This window comes from Bacillus alkalicellulosilyticus, from assembly GCF_002019795.1.
Taxonomy (GTDB): Bacteria; Bacillota; Bacilli; order Bacillales; family Bacillaceae_F; genus Bacillus_AO; species Bacillus_AO alkalicellulosilyticum.
On sequence record NZ_KV917381.1, the window covers coordinates 1,271,402 to 1,292,848 of the forward strand.

19 protein-coding genes are annotated in these 21,447 nt (G+C 37.8%); 17 read left to right on the plus strand and 2 right to left on the minus strand.

The genetic code is table 11. The features are described 5' to 3' along the window. The first annotated feature begins 4 nt into the window (after nucleotides 1-4). Genes queA through yajC form a run of 3 tightly spaced genes read left to right on the plus strand, consistent with a single transcriptional unit; the run spans nucleotide 5 to nucleotide 2,495 of the window. Nucleotides 5-1,048, plus strand: coding sequence for a tRNA preQ1(34) S-adenosylmethionine ribosyltransferase-isomerase QueA (gene queA, locus BK585_RS06430; RefSeq protein ID WP_078552658.1), 1,044 nt, complete (start codon nucleotides 5-7; stop codon nucleotides 1,046-1,048). Then, entirely contained in the window at nucleotides 1,048-2,187 is a 1,140-nt protein-coding gene (gene tgt / locus BK585_RS06435; RefSeq protein ID WP_078552659.1) for a tRNA guanosine(34) transglycosylase Tgt, read from the plus strand. The genes queA and tgt overlap by 1 nt, the downstream gene beginning before the upstream one ends. Nucleotides 2,188-2,219: 32 nt before the next feature. Then, nucleotides 2,220-2,495 (plus strand): preprotein translocase subunit YajC, encoded by a 276-nt coding sequence (yajC, locus tag BK585_RS06440; RefSeq protein ID WP_078552660.1) that lies wholly within the window; start codon nucleotides 2,220-2,222, stop codon nucleotides 2,493-2,495. 310 nt (nucleotides 2,496-2,805) lie between these two features. On the opposite strand, the gene BK585_RS06445 is transcribed toward yajC, so the two are convergent. Then, nucleotides 2,806-3,180 (minus strand): TIGR04086 family membrane protein, encoded by a 375-nt coding sequence (locus tag BK585_RS06445; RefSeq protein WP_078552661.1) that lies wholly within the window; start codon nucleotides 3,178-3,180, stop codon nucleotides 2,806-2,808. Between the two features lie 175 nt (nucleotides 3,181-3,355). Here BK585_RS06445 and BK585_RS06450 point away from each other — a divergent pair, with 175 nt between their 5' ends. The 4 genes from BK585_RS06450 (at nucleotide 3,356) to BK585_RS06465 (ending at nucleotide 8,235) form a co-directional block, all read left to right on the plus strand. Continuing rightward, nucleotides 3,356-4,645, plus strand: a complete 1,290-nt coding sequence (locus tag BK585_RS06450; protein WP_078552662.1) for an ArsB/NhaD family transporter — start codon at nucleotides 3,356-3,358, stop codon at nucleotides 4,643-4,645. Between the two features lie 356 nt (nucleotides 4,646-5,001). Then, complete coding sequence (locus BK585_RS06455) at nucleotides 5,002-5,649, plus strand: DUF421 domain-containing protein (RefSeq protein ID WP_078552663.1); 648 nt, start codon at nucleotides 5,002-5,004, stop codon at nucleotides 5,647-5,649. A gap of 91 nt (nucleotides 5,650-5,740) precedes the next feature. Further along, nucleotides 5,741-6,061 carry a hypothetical protein gene (locus BK585_RS06460; RefSeq protein WP_078552664.1) on the plus strand — a complete coding sequence of 107 codons (321 nt, stop codon included), beginning with the start codon at nucleotides 5,741-5,743 and terminating at the stop codon, nucleotides 6,059-6,061. A 257-nt stretch (nucleotides 6,062-6,318) separates the two neighbouring features. Next, nucleotides 6,319-8,235 carry a methyl-accepting chemotaxis protein gene (locus BK585_RS06465; RefSeq protein WP_078552665.1) on the plus strand — a complete coding sequence of 639 codons (1,917 nt, stop codon included), beginning with the start codon at nucleotides 6,319-6,321 and terminating at the stop codon, nucleotides 8,233-8,235. A gap of 100 nt (nucleotides 8,236-8,335) precedes the next feature. On the opposite strand, the gene spoVB is transcribed toward BK585_RS06465, so the two are convergent. Further along, nucleotides 8,336-9,904 (minus strand): stage V sporulation protein B, encoded by a 1,569-nt coding sequence (spoVB, locus tag BK585_RS06470; RefSeq protein ID WP_078552666.1) that lies wholly within the window; start codon nucleotides 9,902-9,904, stop codon nucleotides 8,336-8,338. A 207-nt stretch (nucleotides 9,905-10,111) separates the two neighbouring features. Between spoVB and BK585_RS06475 the strand changes: the two genes are divergently transcribed. From BK585_RS06475 to dtd, 10 genes are all read left to right on the plus strand, one after another. Beyond that, complete coding sequence (locus BK585_RS06475; RefSeq protein WP_078552667.1) at nucleotides 10,112-10,927, plus strand: DUF368 domain-containing protein; 816 nt, start codon at nucleotides 10,112-10,114, stop codon at nucleotides 10,925-10,927. 20 nt (nucleotides 10,928-10,947) lie between these two features. Next, nucleotides 10,948-11,244, plus strand: a complete 297-nt coding sequence (locus tag BK585_RS06480; protein WP_078552668.1) for a post-transcriptional regulator — start codon at nucleotides 10,948-10,950, stop codon at nucleotides 11,242-11,244. A gap of 122 nt (nucleotides 11,245-11,366) precedes the next feature. Then, the gene (gene secD, locus BK585_RS06485) at nucleotides 11,367-12,668 is read left to right on the plus strand and encodes a protein translocase subunit SecD (protein WP_078552669.1); all 1,302 of its coding nucleotides are present in this window, start codon (nucleotides 11,367-11,369) and stop codon (nucleotides 12,666-12,668) included. Beyond that, a complete protein-coding gene (gene secF, locus BK585_RS06490; RefSeq protein ID WP_078552670.1) occupies nucleotides 12,658-13,596 on the plus strand; it encodes a protein translocase subunit SecF in 939 nt (312 codons plus the stop codon). The genes secD and secF overlap by 11 nt, the downstream gene beginning before the upstream one ends. Before the next feature lie 228 nt (nucleotides 13,597-13,824). Further along, nucleotides 13,825-14,718: a cation diffusion facilitator family transporter gene (locus BK585_RS06495; protein ID WP_078552671.1), complete on the plus strand. Its 894-nt coding sequence runs from the start codon at nucleotides 13,825-13,827 to the stop codon at nucleotides 14,716-14,718. Between the two features lie 15 nt (nucleotides 14,719-14,733). Next, on the plus strand, nucleotides 14,734-15,039 hold the full coding sequence (locus tag BK585_RS06500; RefSeq protein ID WP_078552672.1) for a LapA family protein: 306 nt from the start codon (nucleotides 14,734-14,736) through the stop codon (nucleotides 15,037-15,039). Nucleotides 15,040-15,129: 90 nt separating this feature from the next. Beyond that, on the plus strand, nucleotides 15,130-17,484 hold the full coding sequence (recJ, locus tag BK585_RS06505) for a single-stranded-DNA-specific exonuclease RecJ (RefSeq protein ID WP_078552673.1): 2,355 nt from the start codon (nucleotides 15,130-15,132) through the stop codon (nucleotides 17,482-17,484). Beyond that, a complete protein-coding gene (locus tag BK585_RS06510; protein ID WP_078552674.1) occupies nucleotides 17,484-17,996 on the plus strand; it encodes an adenine phosphoribosyltransferase in 513 nt (170 codons plus the stop codon). The genes recJ and BK585_RS06510 overlap by 1 nt, the downstream gene beginning before the upstream one ends. A gap of 799 nt (nucleotides 17,997-18,795) precedes the next feature. After that, nucleotides 18,796-20,979, plus strand: a complete 2,184-nt coding sequence (locus tag BK585_RS06515) for a RelA/SpoT family protein (RefSeq protein ID WP_078556659.1) — start codon at nucleotides 18,796-18,798, stop codon at nucleotides 20,977-20,979. 11 nt (nucleotides 20,980-20,990) lie between these two features. Next, nucleotides 20,991-21,437: a D-aminoacyl-tRNA deacylase gene (dtd, locus tag BK585_RS06520; RefSeq protein ID WP_078552675.1), complete on the plus strand. Its 447-nt coding sequence runs from the start codon at nucleotides 20,991-20,993 to the stop codon at nucleotides 21,435-21,437. Nucleotides 21,438-21,447: the final 10 nt, after the last annotated feature.

A 21,447-nucleotide genomic window follows, 5' to 3' on the forward strand; every position in this document is an offset into this window, starting at 1 on the left:
CGAAATGGATGTTAATGAATTTGATTTTTATTTACCTGAAGAATTAATCGCACAAACGCCATTAGCGAATCGAAGTGCTTCAAGATTGCTTGTAGTTGGCGAAAATGAACAATACAAGGATGACCAGTTTGCAAACATCCCAGAATATTTAAATCAAGGCGATTGCCTCGTATTAAATGATACACGGGTCATGCCAGCCCGATTAATTGGTGAAAAAGCTGAAACAGGAGCAAGTGTCGAAGTACTCCTCCTTAAACAAGAAGAAGGGGATCGATGGGAAGCACTCGTGAAACCTGCAAGGCGAATTAAGAATGGGACGATTATTCATTTTGGTCAAGGAGAACTACAAGCGACATGTATACAAGAGCTAGAAGATGGAGGACGAATTCTAGAGTTTTCATATGAAGGCATTTTTAATGAAGTGTTAGAGCGCCTTGGACAAATGCCATTGCCACCTTATATTAAAGAGAGACTAGAAGACAAGGATCGTTATCAGACTGTATACGCTAAGCATGAAGGGTCTGCTGCAGCTCCAACAGCAGGATTGCATTTTACAGAAGAGTTACTTAATACCATTCGGCAAAAAGGAGTTCATATCGCGTTTATTACACTCCATGTTGGAATAGGTACATTCCGCCCAGTCAGTGTGGAAAATATAGAGGAACATGAAATGCATGCGGAATTTTATCAAATGACTGAAGGAACAGCCAAATTATTAAATGATGTCAAGGCAAGTGGGAAACGAATTATTGCCGTTGGAACAACCTCGCTTCGCACAGTTGAAACAATTGCGACTAAAGGGAATGGTACATTTTCAGCTGACTCAGGTTGGACATCTATCTTTATTTACCCAGGTTATACATTTCAAGGGATAAATGGACTTATTACGAATTTTCACTTACCAAAATCAACACTAATTATGTTGGTAAGTGCTCTGGCCGGAAGAAAAAATACGTTAAAGGCCTATGAACACGCAGTTAAAGAAAGATATCGTTTCTTTAGTTTCGGTGACGCAATGTTTATTCAAGGGCAAGGAGGGAAAAACTGATGGCTGCGGTGACTTATGAATTAATAAAGACATGTAAACAGTCAGGCGCGAGGTTAGGACGAATTCACACCCCTCATGGCTCCATTGAAACGCCGATATTCATGCCAGTGGGAACACTTGCTACAGTCAAAACGATGAGCCCAGAAGAGCTTAAAGAAATTGGGTCACAAATTATTTTAAGTAACACTTACCACCTTTGGCTACGACCAGGCCATGATATTGTTAAAGAAGCGGGTGGTCTTCACAAATTTATGAACTGGGACAAACCGATATTAACTGATTCTGGCGGTTTTCAAGTTTTTAGTTTAAGTGATTTACGTAAAATTGAAGAAGAAGGCGTACATTTTAGAAACCATTTAAGTGGTGCCAAGCTTTTCTTAAGTCCTGAGGGAGCAATGGAAATTCAAAATGCGTTAGGTTCGGATATTATGATGGCATTTGATGAATGTCCGCCATACCCTGCAGAATATGAATATATGAAGAGCTCTGTAGAACGAACAAGTCGTTGGGCTGAAAGATGTTTAGAAGCCCACCAAAGACCTCAAGACCAAGCTCTCTTTGGAATTATTCAAGGGGGAGAGTACGAAGAATTAAGAAGACAAAGTGCACAAGATTTAGTGTCACTTGATTTTCCGGGGTATGCGATAGGTGGCCTTTCCGTTGGGGAACCAAAGGATGTCATGAATAAAGTTCTTGAATTCACGACTCCACTTATGCCGACTAATAAGCCTAGATATTTAATGGGTGTTGGTTCAGCGGATGCCTTAATCGACGGTTCAATTCGTGGCATTGATATGTTTGACTGTGTTTTACCAACAAGGATTGCTAGAAATGGCACATGCATGACAAGTACAGGAAGACTCGTTGTCAGAAACGCAAAGTTCGCAAGAGATTTCAGACCGCTTGATGAGAATTGTGATTGCCATGTCTGTAAAAATTATACGAGAGCGTATATCCGACATCTCATCAAATGTGAAGAAACGTTCGGATTTAGATTAACCTCTTATCATAATCTCTATTTCCTGTTAAAATTAATGGAGCAAGTGAGACAAGCTATTCGTGAGGATCGTTTGCTTGACTTCAGAGAAGAGTTTTTTGAGCTGTATGGATTTAACAAACCTAATGCAAAAAACTTCTAACTCATGTTTACTAAACGAAAGGGGTGAAACAAATGGGTGAAGGAGGAGGAATGATTGGTGCTTTATTGCCACTAATCTTAATGTTCGCTATCTTCTGGTTTCTTTTAATTAGACCACAACAAAAGAAACAGAAAGCAGTTCGCGAAATGCACTCTGCTCTCCAAAAGGGAGATAAAATTATTACAATCGGTGGACTTCATGGAACTATCGATGCTATCGATGAAGATATCGTTGTAATTTTAGTACATGATAACCGTAAGTTAACATTTGACCGTACTTCGATTCGTGAAGTAGTCAATCCAAATTAATAAGTACATAAAAAAGAAGCGAATCCATTGGATTCGTTCTTTTTTTTTCGGAAAGGCAGTCTCTGCATAGGTTTTTTCTAAGTTCGCTGGTGATGACATTGAGCTAGCAAATGTCCGAGGAGAAGGGTTGGAGGGCCAAAAGGAAGAAGAGGCAGAGCAGAAGTGTCCGAGGAGAAGTTCTGGAAGGCCAAAAGGAAGAAGAGGTAGAGAATAATTGTCCAAGCTTAAGGATTTCATTTACGTCCTCTCCTGTAACTAAAAAAAACACTCAAAGTATGACAACACTTTGAGCGTTTTTTTCTTATTATCCTTATTCGCCTGCCAAATTTACCCCGATGATTCCTCCTAATGCGGCACAGAGTAAATATCCTCCATGATATAATAGCTGTTCTGTTGAAAACACTGAGTTGTAGCCTAAATATTGAACAAGAAAAGTAACTACGGTAAATAATAATGCTGTACCAGCGCCTATGATTAATCCGTTTTGTTTTGCTTTTCCTCCGGCTATAAGACCTCCAATAAATAGCGTTAAAAATGAAGCGATTAAAATAATCCATGAAAACGATGTTTCTGTTAGTGAGCTGAATGTTAGGATTAACGATACGACGAGGCTAAAAGATAGTGCGATGATAACGATAGAAACAAGCCCATATAGCATAGAACTAAACATTCCCCGATATTCCATATGAATTCTCCTCTCAATAGACAAGTTATTACTACACTATATTCAGAAAAGTCAATTTTAGACTAGCTTGTTTTCTAAAAAAAGAATTATAGACAAGTTGAAAAAGAAATATCATGAATGGGACATCCCTATCATAGGATGGTAGAAATGGGTGGGGGAGAGGAGTTCAAACTAGATGGAAGTAACCTTGGCCTTTATCATTTTTATCATCAGTTACGTTTTTATTATAAGTGAAAAAGTAAATAGAGCATTGGTAGCCTGTCTAGGGGGCGCTGCAATGTTATATGCAGGTGTCATTAACTTAGATAGTGCATTTATTCACCATATTGATTGGCATACGATTGCGTTGCTTCTTGCTATGATGATTTTGGTCTCGATCACGAGTCAAAGTGGTTTTTTTGAATATGTCGCGATTAAAGTTGCAAAGCAAGTAAACGGAAAGCCTATCCCATTACTCATCCTTATTTCACTTCTAACTGCACTAGGGTCTGCAGTCTTAAACAATGTGACAACTGTACTGCTTGTAGTTCCAATCGTATTGACATTGACAAAAATGCTCAAACTAAATGCAGTTCCGTATTTACTCTCGATTATTTTGGCTTCGAATATTGGAGGAACGGCAACATTGATAGGTGACCCACCAAACCTAATGATTGGGCAGGCCGTTGAACATTTAACATTTAATGACTTTTTAGTGCACCTTGGACCCGTTGTTGCCATTATCTTTTTTGTAGTTATGGCAGGTTTAGTCCTCTTTTATCGAAACAAATTACATGTTACAGAAGCAGACCAAAGAAAATTAGTTGAAGTTGACCCCAAAAAATATTTAAAAGACAAAGTGCTATTAATAAAGTCGATTACAGTTCTGACAATGACAACGGTTGGATTTATCATTCAGCCTTTACTGAATGTTGATATTACTAGTATTGCTATGGGTGGAGCATTGCTTTTAATGCTACTTACATATCAAGTCCAAGATGTAGAAGAAGTTTTCAAATCAGTGGAATGGGTCACTTTATTTTTCTTCATCGGATTATTTATGCTGGTGGGCGGGATAAAAGAAGTGGGTCTAATTGATGAAATCGCAAAGTCGATTATTTATTACACGGATGGAGATTTACCGAAAACAGCCATTTTAATTTTATGGGCTTCTGGTATTCTCTCTGGCTTTGTCGATAATATTCCATTTGTAGCTGCGATGATTCCGGTCATTCTTGAATTTCAAAGCTATGGGATGACAAACCTTGACCCACTGTGGTGGGCACTAGCACTTGGCGCATGTCTAGGCGGTAATGCCACAATTATTGGAGCTACGGCAAACGTAATTGTTGCCGGATTAGCCGTAAAAGCAAACCATTCCTTTAGCTATATGGAATTTCTAAAAGTAGGAGCCCCTGTAGCCTTAGTATCCTTTATAATTTCAACCATATACATCTACTTCAGATACCTCATATTCTTTTACTAAAGAAAGGGCATCCAAAGGCGTACTTCCTTTGGATGCCCTTTCGAAGCGAAGCGAAAGCCGCAGCATGTATTAAAATGGAATGAGTGTACTTCTCATTCCATTGCAGCGAGCGGAAGCAAGCCGAACCAAAGGCGTACTTCCTTTGGATGCCCTTTCGAAGCGAAGCGAAAGCCGCAGCATGTATTAAAATGGAATGAGTGTACTTCTCATTCCATTGCAGCGAGCGGAAGCAAGCCGAACCAAAGGCGTACTTCCTTTGGATGCCCTTTCGTTTACCAAAAGCTTCATCTTATGTTCTTAGAAGAATTGTCCAAACTAAGTACAACGATTATTCAGGACCATTAGGAGGACATTAGATGGACTATGGAACGATTGTACTGCGGACAATTTTTATATATTTTATAATCCTCTTTGTTCTTCGCTTTATGGGAAAGCGAGAAATTGGACAGTTGTCAGTTCTCGATTTTGTTGTTTCGATTATGATTGCAGAGTTAGCGGTTGTTTCTATTGAGAATATACGAGTTCCAATGCTCAATACAATTGTTCCAATTGTAGTATTGTCAATTATTCAAATTATCTTTGCCTTTATTTCACTAAAAAGCGAAAGACTTAGAAAGCTGGTTGACGGTAAACCATCCGTCTTAATTAATCAGGGAAAAATTGATGAAGGTGAAATGCGGAAGCAAAGATATAATTTCGATGACCTCATGATCCAATTACGTCAAAATAAAGTCAGTAAACTGTCAGATGTTGAATTTGCGATACTAGAACCATCTGGAAAGCTCTCTGTCATTGAAAAAAATGATGATGAGAATACAGTACTGCCTCTTCCATTAATCTTAGATGGTAAAGTAAAGGAAGACCATTTAAAGGAAATTGGACAAACCTCTTTATGGCTAAGGCAAGAATTGAGGAAACTTGGGTATCGTGATGTTAAGAAAATATCTTATTGTGCTTATCAAGGCGATAATACATTCTTTGTCGATTTGAAAGATGAATTTTGACATAGATATAAAAAAAATCATATTTATGGGACGGATGTGCAATCAAAACCCTACCTGTCTAAATAGGATGGATAGAAAGGAGGGTTTTAACATGCATGCTCAACAGTATTACGACATTTGTTGTCAACACAGAGGAAAGACAGTAATCATTAAAGAAAAGTGTGGCAAGCAACATTATGGAAAAATTGTAAATGTAGATAAACAATATGTTTGGATAGAACCAGTTCAGAGAGGAACAGGGTTTGGCGGATATAGTTATGGCTACCCTGGCTATGGAGGTTATCCTGGAGGGTACTATCAATCTGGCTATACAGTAGCAGGATATGGTGGCTACCCTGGCTACAGACCAATTTTTCCGGTTGCCTTAGCTGCAATAGGTGGCTTCGCTTTAGGTGCCGCATTTTTCTGGTAAATGACTAGAATAATCCCGAAGACCCAAAAGGAAAAACTTTTGGGTCTTCTTTTTTTAAAATTCTTTATTGTATAGACGAAATACTTAATTTTTTTAAGTGTAATATAGGTAATTTATACTTGAAAAATAAAACATTTTGTGAAATATAGGACTTTTTACTTAAGAAAATAAAGTTGTTAACCGGTAAACTATATATAATTAATAGTTGCATTATTAAATTATAATTTATTACATGTTACAAATGGAGAGGTGAGGAAATGCTCAAAAGTAAGAGTACTAAACAGGAAAAAGACAAGCAGTTAAAACTCTTTCAAAAAAAACTGAATCAAAGACCGAAATTGAATATTCATCTAGATACCTCCAAGAAAAAAGAAACTCAAAAAAATAAAAAAGGAAACTTCTTAAAGTTAACAATTAAAAAACGGCTTATATTTACGTTCTTATTTATCGCTTTACTGTTTTCCATAGGTAGTGGGTTGACGGTACTTAATGTAACAACGATTAATGAGAAACACGCAGAACTTCAAAATGCGCTTGAATTGCAAGCAATAATGAAAGACATAGAAGCGAATGTGAGGGCGCAAATGACGAATACATTTTCTGTGGTTATCCAATCGACTAGCGCCGAAGTGGAAGAGATTGATTCCAATTTAACGAATATTAACAACCGAAGAGATGATGCGATTGCCTTAGAAGGAACAACGGAAGAGTATATTGAAGCTTTTACTGCTGCGAATGAAGAAGTGAATCAATTAGTTGGACGAAGTATTCAAATGGCTCAAAACGATGTCACATTGGATAAATTAGAAAGAATTCAAGAATTAAACGGATTAACTTTTCGCTCTTTTGATGAAATTGTCTATCTCTTTGGTGCTAATGAAACAAGACGTGCAATGGAATATGTTAATCTTCAATTGATAACCTATGGGAATTCAATGTCAAACCTTTCTGAAGAAGTTGTTACTCATGAAGAAAGTTTACTACTAGTCATTAAAGAAGATGTGAATCGGAATATCATTAGTGCAGTATCAACAATTATTTTAATTAGTGTAATCGCTATCATCATTTCAATCGTTGTTGGGATTCTGGTTGCCTCTAGAATGTCGAAGCCGATCAATGAATTAGCAGCAGTTGCTGAACGAGTGGCACAACGCGACTTAACAGTAGAGATTAAAGAAACAAAAGCTGAGGATGAAATTGGTGATTTAACAAGAGCGTTTAAAAATATGGCTGAAAATTTAAGGACTGTCATTTACTCGATTTCAGACAATGCTTCACAAGTTGCTGCTTCAGCACAACAACTTTCAGCCAGTGCAGAAGAAACATCAAGAGCTTCAGAAGAAATTTCATTGGCGATTGAGGAAGTAGCTAGTGGAACAGATGAACAGCTTGAAGGAGCAAGTAAAGGCGTAAGAGCATTGGATGTTGTGTCAAAAGGGGTAGAAGAGATAGCAGAAAATGCATCACTAATTGCAACGAATTCAGATGTTTCTTATACCTATGCACAAGAAGGCGGTCAACTTGTAAATCAAACATTACAACGAATGACATCAATTAATAATACTGTTCTTAAGATGGATGGGGTTAGTAAAGAATTATTAACACAGTCGACAGAGATTGGGACCATTTTAAGTGTAATTAAGGGGATTGCTGAACAAACGAACTTGTTAGCATTGAATGCTGCTATAGAAGCCGCACGAGCAGGGGTTCATGGTAGAGGATTTGCTGTTGTAGCAGACGAAGTAAGAAAACTAGCTGAACAATCTGGACAATCTGTTGTGCAAATTAACGACATTATCGAAAACATCCAAAACCAAACGAATGAAACCGTCGAAATGATGAGCGAAGTAAAACAAGAGGTTGATATGGGACTTTCGATTTCAAATGAAACAGAGGATAAATTCCAAATGATTATTAATTCTTTAAAAGGAATTAAAGAACAAATTGAAGGCATGTCTATCGCATCGCAAGAAATAGCAGCTCAATCTCAAGAAGCCCAAGCGATTGTTGAAGATATGGCTAGCTTATCGAAAAAAACATCTAACAGCACGTTAACGGTTAGTGCAAGTTCAGAGGAGACATTAGCTTCCATGGAAGAAATCACGTCTTCAGCTGAATCATTGACGAAAATGTCAGATGAATTAAATAAAGTAGTAGAACAATTTAAATTATAAAAATAAGAGGCCCGGACAAAAAGAGAAAAACATTGTCCTGGCTTCTTTTTTATAAAGTTCTTTGGTTTTAATAATGATGTCTTCGTGGATACGACTTTGCCTATGATTTTGCAAACATTGAAAGCCAAGGACCAATTTTAGGGATGCGAATAACATCCTCTTTTTTAATTAAACCGATAAGGAATAGTAAAATGATGTAGAATGCAGTTGTTATAAAAATACATAATAAGGTCTTTACTATCATGGTTGATGATAAAAAGGCATGAACATATAAAAGATGACCGACAACACCTGTTAGGATCATTGTTCCGACTGCTTTAGCTGTATCTTTGACATGTAGTGTAAAGCTAATTGTTTTTACAACAGAAGCAAAGTGGAGCAATGTCACGAGAACCATTCCAATTACAACGGCAAGTGCCGCTCCCATTATTCCAAGCTCAGGTCTAGATGCTAAGACAAAGATAGCGGATATTTTAACAACCGCACCAATTAAACTGTTCATCATTGCAGCTTTTGCTAGGTTTAAAGCTTGTAGAGTTGCTTGCAATGGACCTTGGAAATATAAAAAGAAACTAAAAGGGGCCATTACCTTTAAGTAACTAGCAACTGTTGGAGCATCATACATTAACTCCATTATTGGGATCGCATAAACATAAAGGATGACAACAGAGATTCCTCCAGAAATCATAGCTAAGCGTAATGCCTGACTTAGTCTATAGTGAATTAAAGCATATTGTTTTCTTGCAGATGCTTCACTAATAGCAGGTACAAGTGAAACCGAAAGAGAGTATGTGATGAAAGTTGGTAGCAAAAGTAATGGAATAACAAAACCAGCAAGCTCACCATATTGTGATGTAGCGACTACAGTAGCAACTCCGGCAAGTGCTAAGCTTTGGGCAACTACGATAGGTTCAAAAAATAATGATAACGACCCTATGAGTCTACTTCCTGTTGTAGGCAAAGCAATACCCATTAACTCCTGGAATGTATGCTTTCCTTTTCGTAAGTACTCTAGAAATCCTCTACGAATTCGAATTCTTTTATAATTTTTAAACATGAAAACCATATAAAAGAGTGACGCAAACTCACCAATCACAACAGATATCATCGCTCCTGCAGCTGCATATTCAACACCGTAGGGCAAAAAGGCCATCGTTAAAATCGCAACTAACGTAATTCTAACCACTTGTTCAATTACTTGAGAATAAGCGGTCGGTCTCATGTTTTGTCGTCCTTGGAAATACCCTCGTAATACACTCGATAAAGCAACGATAGGCACAATCGGTGCAATCGCTATTAGTGGATAAAAAGCGCGTTCATCTGTAAGTAAAGTTTGTGATATGAATGGTGCAAATGCAATCATTCCTATCGTGAAAACAATACTTAGCACCCCGGTTACTGATAGTGATACGACCAAAATTCGCTTAATTTTGCTTCGATCCTGTTGTGCTTCTGCTTCAGCAACTAGCTTTGAAATGGCGACAGGGAGTCCCAATTGAGTTATCGTTATAACAAGAAGAAGGGTAGGTACAGCCATCATGTAAAGACCCACACCTTCTGCACCCATAATTCTAGCTACGACAATTTTATTGACGAAACCTAGAAAGCGCGTGATGAGTCCAGCAATTATGAGGATTAATGTTCCTTGTAAGAAAGTTTGTTTAGACATAGCGTGATAGCCACCTTCTAAGTAATCTACGGATTTTCTGTATTTATATATATGCCTATGAGGGGGCCAAGCATGACAAGTTATTATTCAAGTTGATTTGCTAAAATTAAATTGACAACAGCTTCCAACAATGAGAAGATCCTTGTAAACTTTATAAAATGGTGAAAAAGATATAGAAATATTTAAAAAATTTAAGGAGTTTACATAATGATAGAGTGGAAAAATTTATTTCGTGGTATGATGATGGGGATTAGTGATTTAGTACCAGGTATTAGCGGAGGTACAATAGCGGTCGTTTTAGGAATTTATGATAGATTTATTTCATCGATTAGTAAGTTTTTCAGCAGGGAGTGGAAAGCACAACTTGGGTTTTTAGTTCCATTAGGTACTGGGATGGTCGGAGCGATTTTTTTACTCGCCCATCTGATAACTTGGTTGCTTTCTACCTATGCGCAGCCGACTTATTTCTTTTTTCTCGGATTAATTGCAGGGATCCTTCCCTATTTATTGCGTAAAGTCGACTACAAAAAGACATTTACTCCAATTCATTATCTTGTCTTAGTTATAGCTGCGATTAGTTTAGGCTCAACTATTTTTATCGGTGAAGGAAACAATGTATCTTTTGAAGTTGTATCTTTTATGGATGCTATCTATTTATTTGTTTCTGCGTTTTTCGGTAGTATGGCTATGTTGTTACCCGGTATAAGTGGTTCTTTTGTGTTATTAACATTTGGTACATATGAGTTTGTGATGGAAGCTATTAAATCAATGAATATTGCTATGATCCTTTTAGTCGGTTCTGGGATTGCTCTTGGTTTTATCGTAAGTAGTAAAGTAATTGGCATGCTGCTGAAAAAATTACCTATCATGACCTATGCCTTTATTATTGGGATCGTCATCGGTTCAATGGTTGTGATATTTCCAGGGATTGAACAAAGTATAGGACTTTTACTAGTAAGCATATTTACTTTTGTTGTAGGATTTTACATTGCTGTTTATTTGGGTAGGCTTGAACATAAGTAACAGTAAGGGAGAGGATAAGTATGGCTGCAGAAAAACAACAATTTGATGTTTGGAAGGAAAATGTCTTGCCGGCTCTTCAAAGTAAGCTTGATGAGCTCCATTTATTAGGCTATGAAAAGGCTACGCTAGAAGAGGTTTGGGAATGTGTGATGTATAAGCTTAGAAAGAAAAAGCACTTTATGCATTTGCATACGTTTGTAAACTTTATTTTACGGATAAAGCCGACAGAATACATGACATGGTTGACGGTTGAAAGCTATCAAGCGGATGATTGGTTTGCGAATGAAGGCGTTCTAGAAGACCTTATCAAAGAATAACCTACCCATCTTTCATTGACGGGAAAATATTGGGTTTATATAATAAAACTATTGTCTTTTAAAACAATAGGACAAGCTCGGACTTATTACTATTGAATTTATCGTAGGAGGCTTTTTAACAAATGGTGAAAAAAGGTCGTATTGTCGCTTTCTTTCTCATTGTCATCTTAATCGCTGGTGTTATCTTTACTACGATTACCGATGTGACAAAAGAAATTAAGCTAGGGTTAGATTTACAGGGAGGATTTGAAGTTTTATATGAAGTCCTGCCAGCAAATGATGGTGATGTGATTGACGGCGAGATGTTGAACGCAACCGTAAGCGCTTTAAATCAGCGTGTCAATGTTATCGGGGTGTCAGAGCCTAACATTTCTATAGAAGGCACGAATCGAGTTCGAGTTCAGTTAGCAGGTGTTGAAGACCAGCAAACGGCTCGAGAACTTTTAGCGACAGAAGCACAATTAACATTTAGAGATGTGTATGATGAACTGCTATTTGATGGGTCAGAGTTGCAAGAAGGAGGAGCAAGACCTTCTTATCATCCTGATACGAATCAACCAATCGTTACATTAACATTAAAAAGTGCACAAATGTTTGAAGAAATTACAAGAGAAATCTCTCAACGAGCACCTGGTGAAAACTTACTTGTCATTTGGCTTGATTATGAAGAGGGAGATTCTTATTTCCAAGAAGCTTTAAATCCCGATCCGAAATTTAGTTCAGCCGCAAGTGTAAGGCAACCGATTCGCTCTCAAAATGTCATGATAGAAGGTAATTTCACTCAAGATGAAACAAGGTTCTTAGCGGATATTTTAAATGCTGGGGCGTTACCCGTGCAATTAGTGGAAATCTCGTCTGTATCTGTTGGGGCAGCACTTGGGGAACAAGCGATGGAAAAGACAATTTATGCAGGTTTCATTGGAATCGCTTTAATATTCCTTTACATGCTGTTTTACTACCGTTTTATGGGTATGATTGCTGTTATTACACTATCAGCCTATATTTTCTTAGTCTTAGTCATTTTTAACTGGATGAATGCTGTATTAACATTACCAGGAATTGCAGCCTTAATTTTAGGGGTTGGTATGGCAGTTGATGCAAACATCATCACATATGAACGAATTAAAGAAGAAATACGATCAGGAAAAACAGTAATGTCTGCTTTTAAAGCGGGTGGTCGTCGTTCATTATCAACAATATTAGATGCCAATATTACGACGATTTTAGCTGCGAGTGTTCTCTTTTACTTTGGTACAAGCTCGGTTCAAGGTTTCGCGGTAATGCTTATCGTCAGTATATTAACTAGCTTTTTAACGGCTGTCTTTGGCACGAGGTTGTTACTTGGCTTATGGGTCAACAGTAAAGCGTTAAATAAAAAGTATGGCTTATTTGGTGTAAAGGAGGATGAAATAAATGAACTTTAGATTTTATGACCGTGACATCGACTTTGTAAAGCATCGTAAAAAGTTCTTTCTCTTCTCTTTATCCTTTGCCTTACTAGGAGTTATTTTATTATCAACAATCGGGTTAAACCTTGGGATTGATTTTCAGAGTGGCTCACGAGTTGACATTGGTGCCCAAGAGCGCTTAACTGCTGAGCAAATCCAAACGGATTTTAACGAAATTGGAGAAGGATATTCCCCATCGAATATTACATTAGGTGAGGGTGGGAATGAGTATTTAGCGAGTGCAAGGTTTGTGGAAGAATTGTCTTCGCAACAAATTGCTGAAATTCAATTGTTTTTTCAAGATAAATATGGGGCTGAACCAAATGTAAGTACGGTTTCTCCACAAGTCGGTAAGGAGCTTGCACGTAACGCCTTTATCTCAGTGTTAATTGCCTCAATTGGGATAATCATTTATGTAACAATTCGCTTTGAATTGTTATACGGAGTTGCGGCAATTGTCGCTTTACTTCATGATGCATTCTTCATTATCGTTGTATTTAGTATCGTTCAGTTTGAGGTCAATGTCCCGTTTATTGCAGCGGTATTAACGATTGTTGGTTATTCCATTAACGATACGATTGTAACCTTTGACCGGATTCGTGAAAATGTAAAATATGCAAAGCGAGTAAAAGGATTTGATGACTTAGCTGCTATTGTCAATAAAAGTTTAGTTCAAACATTAGCTCGCTCAATTAATACGGTGTTAACAGTTGTGTTTGCAGCTGCTGCTATTTTCCTGTTTGGTGGAGAAGCAATCCGTTCATTTGCTTTTGCGTTATTAATCGGATTAGTGGCAGGTACGTATTCTTCCATGTTCTTAGCATCACAACTTTGGTTGATTTGGAAAACAAAACAACTTGAAAGAAGAAAATTCAGAAGTGAGCCTCAGCCTGAGGTTGAATAAACATAAAAGTGGGTGGGGCATAACTAGCAGAAACGTCTGCAAATGCTTCACTCGCCACAAAGCCCGTTTTGAGAAACCCACTCACAACGGGCTTTTAAAATGGTGGCGGTTTCGCTCATTGCTTAGAGGTTGGGGAAAAAGATTTTCCCCAACCTCTATTGAATAGTAACTGTTGTTTTTTGGTATAATTTAGTTGTTGGATACTTTTAAAGTTCGGTGGTGTACTTTTTGGAAGAAAAAGATGTTCGCTATCAAAAGGTTCAGTTTGGAGCCTGGGTTGGAATTATTGGGAATATAATCTTAGCACTTATTAAGGGAATTGTTGGTTTTTTAGCAAATAGTCGAGCCTTGATTGCAGATGCGGTTCACTCGGCTTCTGACGTAGTAGGCTCAGTCGCGGTTCTAATCGGTGTGAGAGCTGCCAAGTTACCTCCAGATAAGGATCATCCATATGGTCATGGGAAAGCGGAATCAGTGGCTGCGATAATTGTCGCTGTTTTACTTTTTATTGTCGGTGTCGAAATAGCGATAAATGCTTTTAAGTCTTTTTTTGAACCTGTGGTTGTTCCAAAGGTTATTGCGATTTACGCAGTTGTCTTTTCCATCGTTGTGAAAGAAATCATGTTTCGATACAAGTATAATTTGGGTAAAAAGTATAAAAGTGATGCTTTAATGACGGATGCTTGGCATCATCGCTCAGATGTCTTTTCATCAATCGCTGCTCTTATTGGGATTGGCGCCTCGATAATAGGCGGTCATTTGGGAGTGGGCTGGTTAACGTATGGAGATCCTGTTGCTGGAATTTTTGTTGCTTTATTAATTGTAAAAATGGCTTGGAAGCTAGGAAAAGAATCCATTCATAATACGTTAGACCATGTATTACATGAAGAAGATACGGTTGAATTAAGAAGGATAGTTGACTCAGTAGAAGGTGTCAAGAGTATTGATGCACTTCATGCTAGAGAACACGGTTATTATGTCATTATAGATATAAAAATCGCTGTTGACCCGCATATGTCTGTAGAGAAAGCTCATGCTGTTGGAAAAGAAGTCAAAGAAAAGCTCATGGAGGAAAAACATGTTCATGATGTGTTAGTCCACATCAATCCTTACGCCGGATAACAGGGAGGTGGGAAGATGAGAGGACAATGGAGTTTAATATTTGGATTCATAGCAGCCCTTATTATTGCTGTCTTTGCAGTTATTAATGTAGAAGCCGTTCAAGTGAATTATGTATTTGGTACTGCGGCGATACCATTAATTTTAATTATTCTTGGGTCGGTCCTAATGGGTGGAGTCATTGTTGGAGCCGTTGGGATGGTTAAGGTCTATCAACTACAACAACAAATCAAACGTTTGAACCAGAATGATAGTTATAAGAATGTCGAGAAGACAGAACATGATGAAGGAAGTTATTCTGACCTGTCTGAAATGAATAGTTAAAATGAAAACGTTGGAAATGAAAACAAGTAAACGTTTGATTGCTCACCCTTTGGCTGTCTAGTATAATAGGATGGTCAAGGGGTGTTTATTATGTTGAAGCCAAAATCAAGATGGAAACTAGAGTCAGTAGATGATGTACTCGTTGCTGAACTTGTGAAGGAACTACAAGTGGCTCCACTTGTTGCAAAGTTACTTGTAACTCGCGGATTTAATACAGTAGAATCTGCACGCCATTTTTTGAATACAGATCAAGCAGAGTTTCATAATCCATTTTTAATGGATGGAATGCAAGAAACGGTTACTAGAATAAAAGAAGCTGTTGAAAAAGAAGAAAGAATTCTTGTTTTTGGAGATTATGATGCTGACGGAGTAAGTAGTACAACCGTTATGATATATACGTTGCGAGAGTTAGGGGCGCAGTTTGATTATTATATACCTAACCGATTTACTGAAGGGTACGGACCAAATGAGCCGGCGTTTCGTAAAGCGAAAGAAGAAGGCTATGATTTGATTGTTACGGTCGATACGGGGATATCTGCCGTGCATGAAGCTGAAGTTGCTAAAGAGCTTGAACTTGATTTTATTATAACTGACCATCATGAACCACCACCTGTTTTGCCAGATGCGTATGCGATTGTTAATCCAAAAAAGCCAGGGTGTACTTATCCTTTTAAGGGATTAGCAGGAGTAGGTGTTGCTTTCAAGTTAGCTCAGGCGTTACTTGAGAGAACCCCAACAGAATTATTAGATATTGTTGTCATCGGAACGATTGCTGACCTTGTTCCATTAGTAGATGAAAATCGGTTACTAGCTAAAAAAGGAATTGAAGCCTTTCATTATTCCAAGAAACCTGGGATTCAAGCATTAAAAAAGGTATGTGGCATTGATGAACAGCCGATTACCGCTGAACATATAGGTTTTGGAATTGGTCCAAGAATTAATGCTGCGGGGCGTCTAGAAAGCGCTGACCCGGCTGTTGAGTTATTAATTGCTGATAATTATGAAGATGCGTTGCAAATTGCAGAACGTATTGACCTATTAAATAAAGATCGTCAAGCCATCGTAAATGAAATGACAGAAGAAGCAATTGCTATGGTAGAAAGTGAGTTTCCGCCAAGTGATAATCAAGTATTAATTGTTGGGAAAGAAGGCTGGAATGCAGGTGTCATAGGAATTGTTGCTTCTAGATTAGTGGAACGATTTTATAGAGCTACCATTGTGTTAAGTATAAACGAGGAAAAAGGAGAAGCCAAAGGCTCCGCAAGAAGCATTGAAGGCTTTGATATGTTTGAGAACCTATCGATGAGTAGAGACATTTTACCTCATTTTGGTGGGCATCCAATGGCGGCGGGATTAACGATAAAACTAGAATATGTTGAAACTCTTCGGGACCGCTTAAATAAGCAAGCAAAGGAAACTATGACAGCTGAAGATTTTATACCATCTACCAAGGTAGATTTACGGACAAGCCTTTCAGAAGTTACACTTGGAGTCATAGAACAAATGGAACGTCTAGCACCATATGGCGTGTCAAACCCAACACCGAAGATTATGATTGAAGACGTAGGTCTTGAGCAAATCCGCAAAATTGGAAGCGAAAAGAACCACTTGAAAATGATGTTTGAACATGAAGGCTCTAAACTAGACGCGATAGGGTTTCATCTAGGTCATTTACATGACGAAATGACGTCGTATGCTAGAGTATCAGCCATTGGTACACTATCAATTAATGAATGGAACGGCCATTGTAAACCGCAACTGATGCTTGATGATATTGCTGTATCGGACTGGCAATTGTTTGATTGGCGTGACCGTAAACAGATTGAGGCAAGAATACTGTCACTTCCAAAAGAAAAAAGAACGCTTGTAGCCTTCCGTGAAACGACAGTTGATCAGCTATCACTGCATTCTTTTACAGAGGAAGTGAAACTAGTCTCTACTGAACAAAACGTTCAACTAGAGGGGAAGTATTTAGTATTATTGGATCTGCCATATGAAACAAAAGAATTAGAGATGTTGTTCAACCAAGAGCAGTGCCCAGAGAGAGTTTATACTGTGTTTCATCAAGAAGAGAGTCATTATTTTGAAACCAATCCAACAAGAGAGCACTTTAAATGGTACTATGCATTTCTAAAGCAAAGAGGCTCATTTGAAATTTCTAAATTCGGGGAACAACTTGCTAAACATAAAGGTTGGTCAAAATCAACGATTGATTGGATGACAAACGTGTTTTTTGAATTGGGTTTTGTTACAATAAACAATGGCATCATTACATTGCATTCGAATCCATCAAAAAAGGATTTAGTTGATTCAATTTCGTATCGAAGACGCCAAGCGCAAGCGACTATTGAAAACCAGTTTGTTTATTCTTCGTATGTTCAACTAAAACTATGGTTTGATGGAATCATGAAAAATGAAAGTAAACTCAAGGAGACGGTGAAGTAATGGATTTCAAACAGTATATTACGATTGTAGAAGATTTTCCAAAAGAAGGAATTCGCTTTAAAGATATTACGACGTTAATGCAAAATGGTTCAGCTTATAAAGAAGCGGTCAAGCAAATGTCTGTATTTGCGAAAGAAAAAAACGCTGATGTCATCGTTGGCCCTGAAGCAAGGGGATTTGTCGTTGGTTGTCCGGTTGCTTATGAACTAGAGATTGGTTTTGTCCCAGTTCGTAAAGCAGGAAAACTACCTAGAGAAGTAATCTCGGTAGATTATGGGTTGGAGTATGGGAAGGATAGTTTAACCATTCATCGTGATGCGATTACAAAAGGGCAACGTGTTGTAATTACCGATGATTTGCTAGCAACTGGTGGAACGATTGAAGCTACGGTGAAAATGGTTGAACAGTTAGGTGGAGTTGTAGTAGGAATTGTCTTTATGATTGAACTAACTTATTTAGAAGGTCGTGACCGATTAAAAGGTTATGATATTTTTACTTTGACTCAATATTGATATGGATAGAGGACACGGAAGAAGTTAAGTTATTAACTTTTTTCGTGTCTTTTTTTGTAAAAGATAAGAAACTATAAAAGATGGGAAGTATTCTACTGGACCTTTACTGCTTTGCTTCTAAGAAAGGTCGAATTGCTGTTTTAATATTAAGTTTTATATGCTGTTCCTTTTTTGTGATACAGGACCGCTATTTTCCCTATGAGTGCGTGTGCAAACGGACAGGACAAGAGGAAAAAGCATTGGATGAGTCCGTAACCGAGAGCAATACGGACAGTGCAAGAGGAAAAAGCGCAGGAAGAGTCCGTAACGGGGAGCAATACGGACAGGACAAGAGGAAAAAGCGCAGGAAGAGTCCGTAACCGAGAGCAATACGGACAGGACAAGAAAGAACCACAATGACCGAGTCCGAAAAAGTTGATAAGCCTTTGAAATAAGAGTTTCTCTGTCTATTGGAGAACGGAGTAAATAAAGATACAATGATGTCTCGTAAGCTAACTCATAAAGAGCTCTACGCATCGCAATTAACCAAAGACGGCTTTGCCGTTTTTAAGAACGTATAAAAATTAAGGGTTTCTTATTGATTTTTCTTATGTAAAGATATTTTAGTAAATGTCCACATATAATCTATCCATAAAAAGGTGATAATGGGAAAGGATTAGGAATGGATAAATTTTTAAGTCTGAATTCCGACATTTTTCTTTCAATTCTCTTTACATGATGGGTAAACTTCATGATAATAGAAGGATATAAAGTTTTACTGTTATTATTTTTTAATATTGATTATAAAAAAGGTGATTCGATGACGATCGGTCAAGTACTAGAAAAAGCTAAAACGTATCTTTCTGAAAAAGATATGACATTTATAGAAAAGGCATACCAATATGCAGAACAAGCTCATAGTAGTCAGTACCGAAAATCGGGTGAACCATATATTTTGCATCCGATAGAAGTGGCTGGCATCCTTGTTGAATTAGGTATGGATGTGAATACTGTTGCTGCTGCATTTTTGCATGATGTGGTGGAAGATACGCCGGTTACCGTTGAAGACCTTGAGCGCGAATTTAATGAAGAAGTTGCGATGCTTGTTGATGGAGTAACCAAATTAAAGAAAATTAAATATAAATCAAAAGAAGAGCAACAAGCCGAAAATCATCGGAAAATGGTTGTTGCGATGGCCAAGGATATTCGAGTTGTTTTAATTAAGTTGGCAGACCGTCTTCATAATATGAGAACACTTAAACACTTGCCACCTGAAAAACAGCGTCGAATCTCCAATGAAACGTTAGAGATTTTTGCACCTCTTGCGCATCGTCTTGGGATTTCGACGATAAAATGGGAGCTAGAGGATACAGCTCTACGGTATTTAGACCCTCAACAATATTACCGTATCGTTCATCTGATGAAGAAAAAACGTGCGGAACGAGAACAATACATCGAGGAAGTTATCGGAAAAATTAATCAATCGCTCAAAGATGTTCATATTCAAGCTGATATTTCTGGTCGTCCGAAGCATATTTACAGCATTTATAAAAAAATGGCGATGCAGAACAAACAGTTTAATGAAATCTATGATTTGTTGGCAGTACGTATTATTGTTAAAAACATTAAAGACTGCTATGCCTGTCTTGGCGTCATTCATACGTGTTGGAAACCAATGCCTGGTCGATTTAAAGATTATATCGCGATGCCAAAGGCCAACATGTATCAATCTCTTCATACAACAGTGATTGGACCTTCCGGAGACCCTCTTGAGGTGCAAATTCGTTCTGAAGAAATGCATCGCATTGCTGAATTTGGGGTTGCTGCTCACTGGGCGTATAAAGAAGGCAAACAAGTGACGAGTGAAGAGAACTTGGCTTCAAAATTAACGTGGTTCCGCGAAATCATTGAATGGCAGGATGATGCCGATGATGCGCAAGAATTTATGGAATCGTTAAAGATTGATTTGTTTTCCGATATGGTTTTTGTGTTTACACCTAAAGGAGATGTAATTGAGCTACCAAGGGGTTCGGTTCCTTTAGATTTTGCTTATCGCATTCATAGTGAAATTGGTAACCGTTGTATTGGAGCAAAAGTGAATGGGAAGATGGTACCGCTTGACCACCAGTTGAAAACAGGGGATATCGTCGAAGTAATGACATCAAAACATTCTTATGGTCCTAGTCAAGATTGGTTGAAAATTACACAAAGCTCACATGCAAAAAATAAAATCAGACAATGGTTTAAAAAAGAACGTCGTGAAGAAAACGTGGAAAAAGGAAGAGAGGCGATTGAACGAGAAGCCAAAGCTATCGACCTTGATCCAAAAGTAGTCATGACGTCTGAAGCACTTGCTGAAATTGCTCATAAGTTCAGTTTTGCCGGGGAAGAAGATATGTTTGCGGCTGTCGGCTATAGTGGAATTAGTGCCAAACAAATTGTAAATCGATTAGCTGAAAAATATAAAAAAGATCATGGCATTGATAACGAGCAGCAATCACTTGATGAAGCCGTAAAAGGGTTACCAACCATTGCTCCGAAAAAGAAAACGAGCATTGGTGTCCGTGTCATTGGAGCTGATAATTTATTAATTCGCTTATCAAGGTGTTGTAACCCGGTTCCTGGTGATGACATTATTGGTTATATTACAAAAGGTCGTGGTGTTTCTATTCATCAAACGGACTGTCCAAATGTGTTAACGGAGGATGCAAAAAATAGACTACTTCCTGTAGAATGGGAAGCAGACCTCCAGCAAACGAAAAGCTATAATGTCGATATTGAGATTACGGGGTATGACCGCAATGGTTTATTAAATCATGTTCTTCAGGCAGTTACAGAATCAAGAACGACGATTAATGCCGTGTCGGGACGTTCGGACCATAAAAATAAAGTCGCGACGATTCATATGACAATCTTGATTCATAACCTTGACCATCTTCATAAAGTCGTTGATAAAATAAAAAAATTACCTCACATTTATTCAGTGAGAAGAATTATGCATTAGGAGTTAGAAACATGAGAGTTGTATTGCAAAGAGTAACAGATGCTTCTGTTACAGTAGAAGATAAAGTCGTCGGAAGCATTACCAATGGGTTGATGTTATTAGTCGGAATTACACATGAAGATACGATTGATGATGTGAAATTTGTAGCTGATAAAATCGTAAATCTTAGGATTTTTGAAGATGATGAAAAAAAATTAAACTTGTCATTACTAGATACGAAGGGCTCAATCTTATCGATTTCTCAATTTACGTTGTATGGAGATACTCGAAAAGGACGTCGACCGAATTTTATGGCAGCGGCAAAGCCGGATTTGGCTAAAGAATTGTATGATGCGTTTAACGAAGAACTTCGAAGCAAAGGCATTATCGTGGAAACAGGAAAGTTTGGAGCGATGATGGATGTTCAATTAACTAACCATGGTCCTGTTACGTTACTAATCGAAAGTCCAAATAAATAATGTTCGCGAT

Excerpts from the sequence above, each read along its gene's own strand:
- queA (WP_078552658.1), top strand. The coding sequence starts at position 5 with ATGGATGTTAATGAATTTGATTTTTATTTACCTGAAGAATTAATCGCA.
- tgt (WP_078552659.1), top strand. The coding sequence starts at position 1,048 with ATGGCTGCGGTGACTTATGAATTAATAAAGACATGTAAACAGTCAGGC.
- yajC (WP_078552660.1), top strand. The coding sequence starts at position 2,220 with ATGGGTGAAGGAGGAGGAATGATTGGTGCTTTATTGCCACTAATCTTA.
- BK585_RS06445 (WP_078552661.1), bottom strand. The coding sequence starts at position 3,180 with ATGGAATATCGGGGAATGTTTAGTTCTATGCTATATGGGCTTGTTTCT.
- BK585_RS06450 (WP_078552662.1), top strand. The coding sequence starts at position 3,356 with ATGGAAGTAACCTTGGCCTTTATCATTTTTATCATCAGTTACGTTTTT.
- BK585_RS06455 (WP_078552663.1), top strand. The coding sequence starts at position 5,002 with ATGGACTATGGAACGATTGTACTGCGGACAATTTTTATATATTTTATA.
- BK585_RS06460 (WP_078552664.1), top strand. The coding sequence starts at position 5,741 with ATGCATGCTCAACAGTATTACGACATTTGTTGTCAACACAGAGGAAAG.
- BK585_RS06465 (WP_078552665.1), top strand. The coding sequence starts at position 6,319 with ATGCTCAAAAGTAAGAGTACTAAACAGGAAAAAGACAAGCAGTTAAAA.
- spoVB (WP_078552666.1), bottom strand. The coding sequence starts at position 9,904 with ATGTCTAAACAAACTTTCTTACAAGGAACATTAATCCTCATAATTGCT.
- BK585_RS06475 (WP_078552667.1), top strand. The coding sequence starts at position 10,112 with ATGATAGAGTGGAAAAATTTATTTCGTGGTATGATGATGGGGATTAGT.
- BK585_RS06480 (WP_078552668.1), top strand. The coding sequence starts at position 10,948 with ATGGCTGCAGAAAAACAACAATTTGATGTTTGGAAGGAAAATGTCTTG.
- secD (WP_078552669.1), top strand. The coding sequence starts at position 11,367 with ATGGTGAAAAAAGGTCGTATTGTCGCTTTCTTTCTCATTGTCATCTTA.
- secF (WP_078552670.1), top strand. The coding sequence starts at position 12,658 with ATGAACTTTAGATTTTATGACCGTGACATCGACTTTGTAAAGCATCGT.
- BK585_RS06500 (WP_078552672.1), top strand. The coding sequence starts at position 14,734 with ATGAGAGGACAATGGAGTTTAATATTTGGATTCATAGCAGCCCTTATT.
- recJ (WP_078552673.1), top strand. The coding sequence starts at position 15,130 with ATGTTGAAGCCAAAATCAAGATGGAAACTAGAGTCAGTAGATGATGTA.
- BK585_RS06510 (WP_078552674.1), top strand. The coding sequence starts at position 17,484 with ATGGATTTCAAACAGTATATTACGATTGTAGAAGATTTTCCAAAAGAA.
- BK585_RS06515 (WP_078556659.1), top strand. The coding sequence starts at position 18,796 with ATGACGATCGGTCAAGTACTAGAAAAAGCTAAAACGTATCTTTCTGAA.
- dtd (WP_078552675.1), top strand. The coding sequence starts at position 20,991 with ATGAGAGTTGTATTGCAAAGAGTAACAGATGCTTCTGTTACAGTAGAA.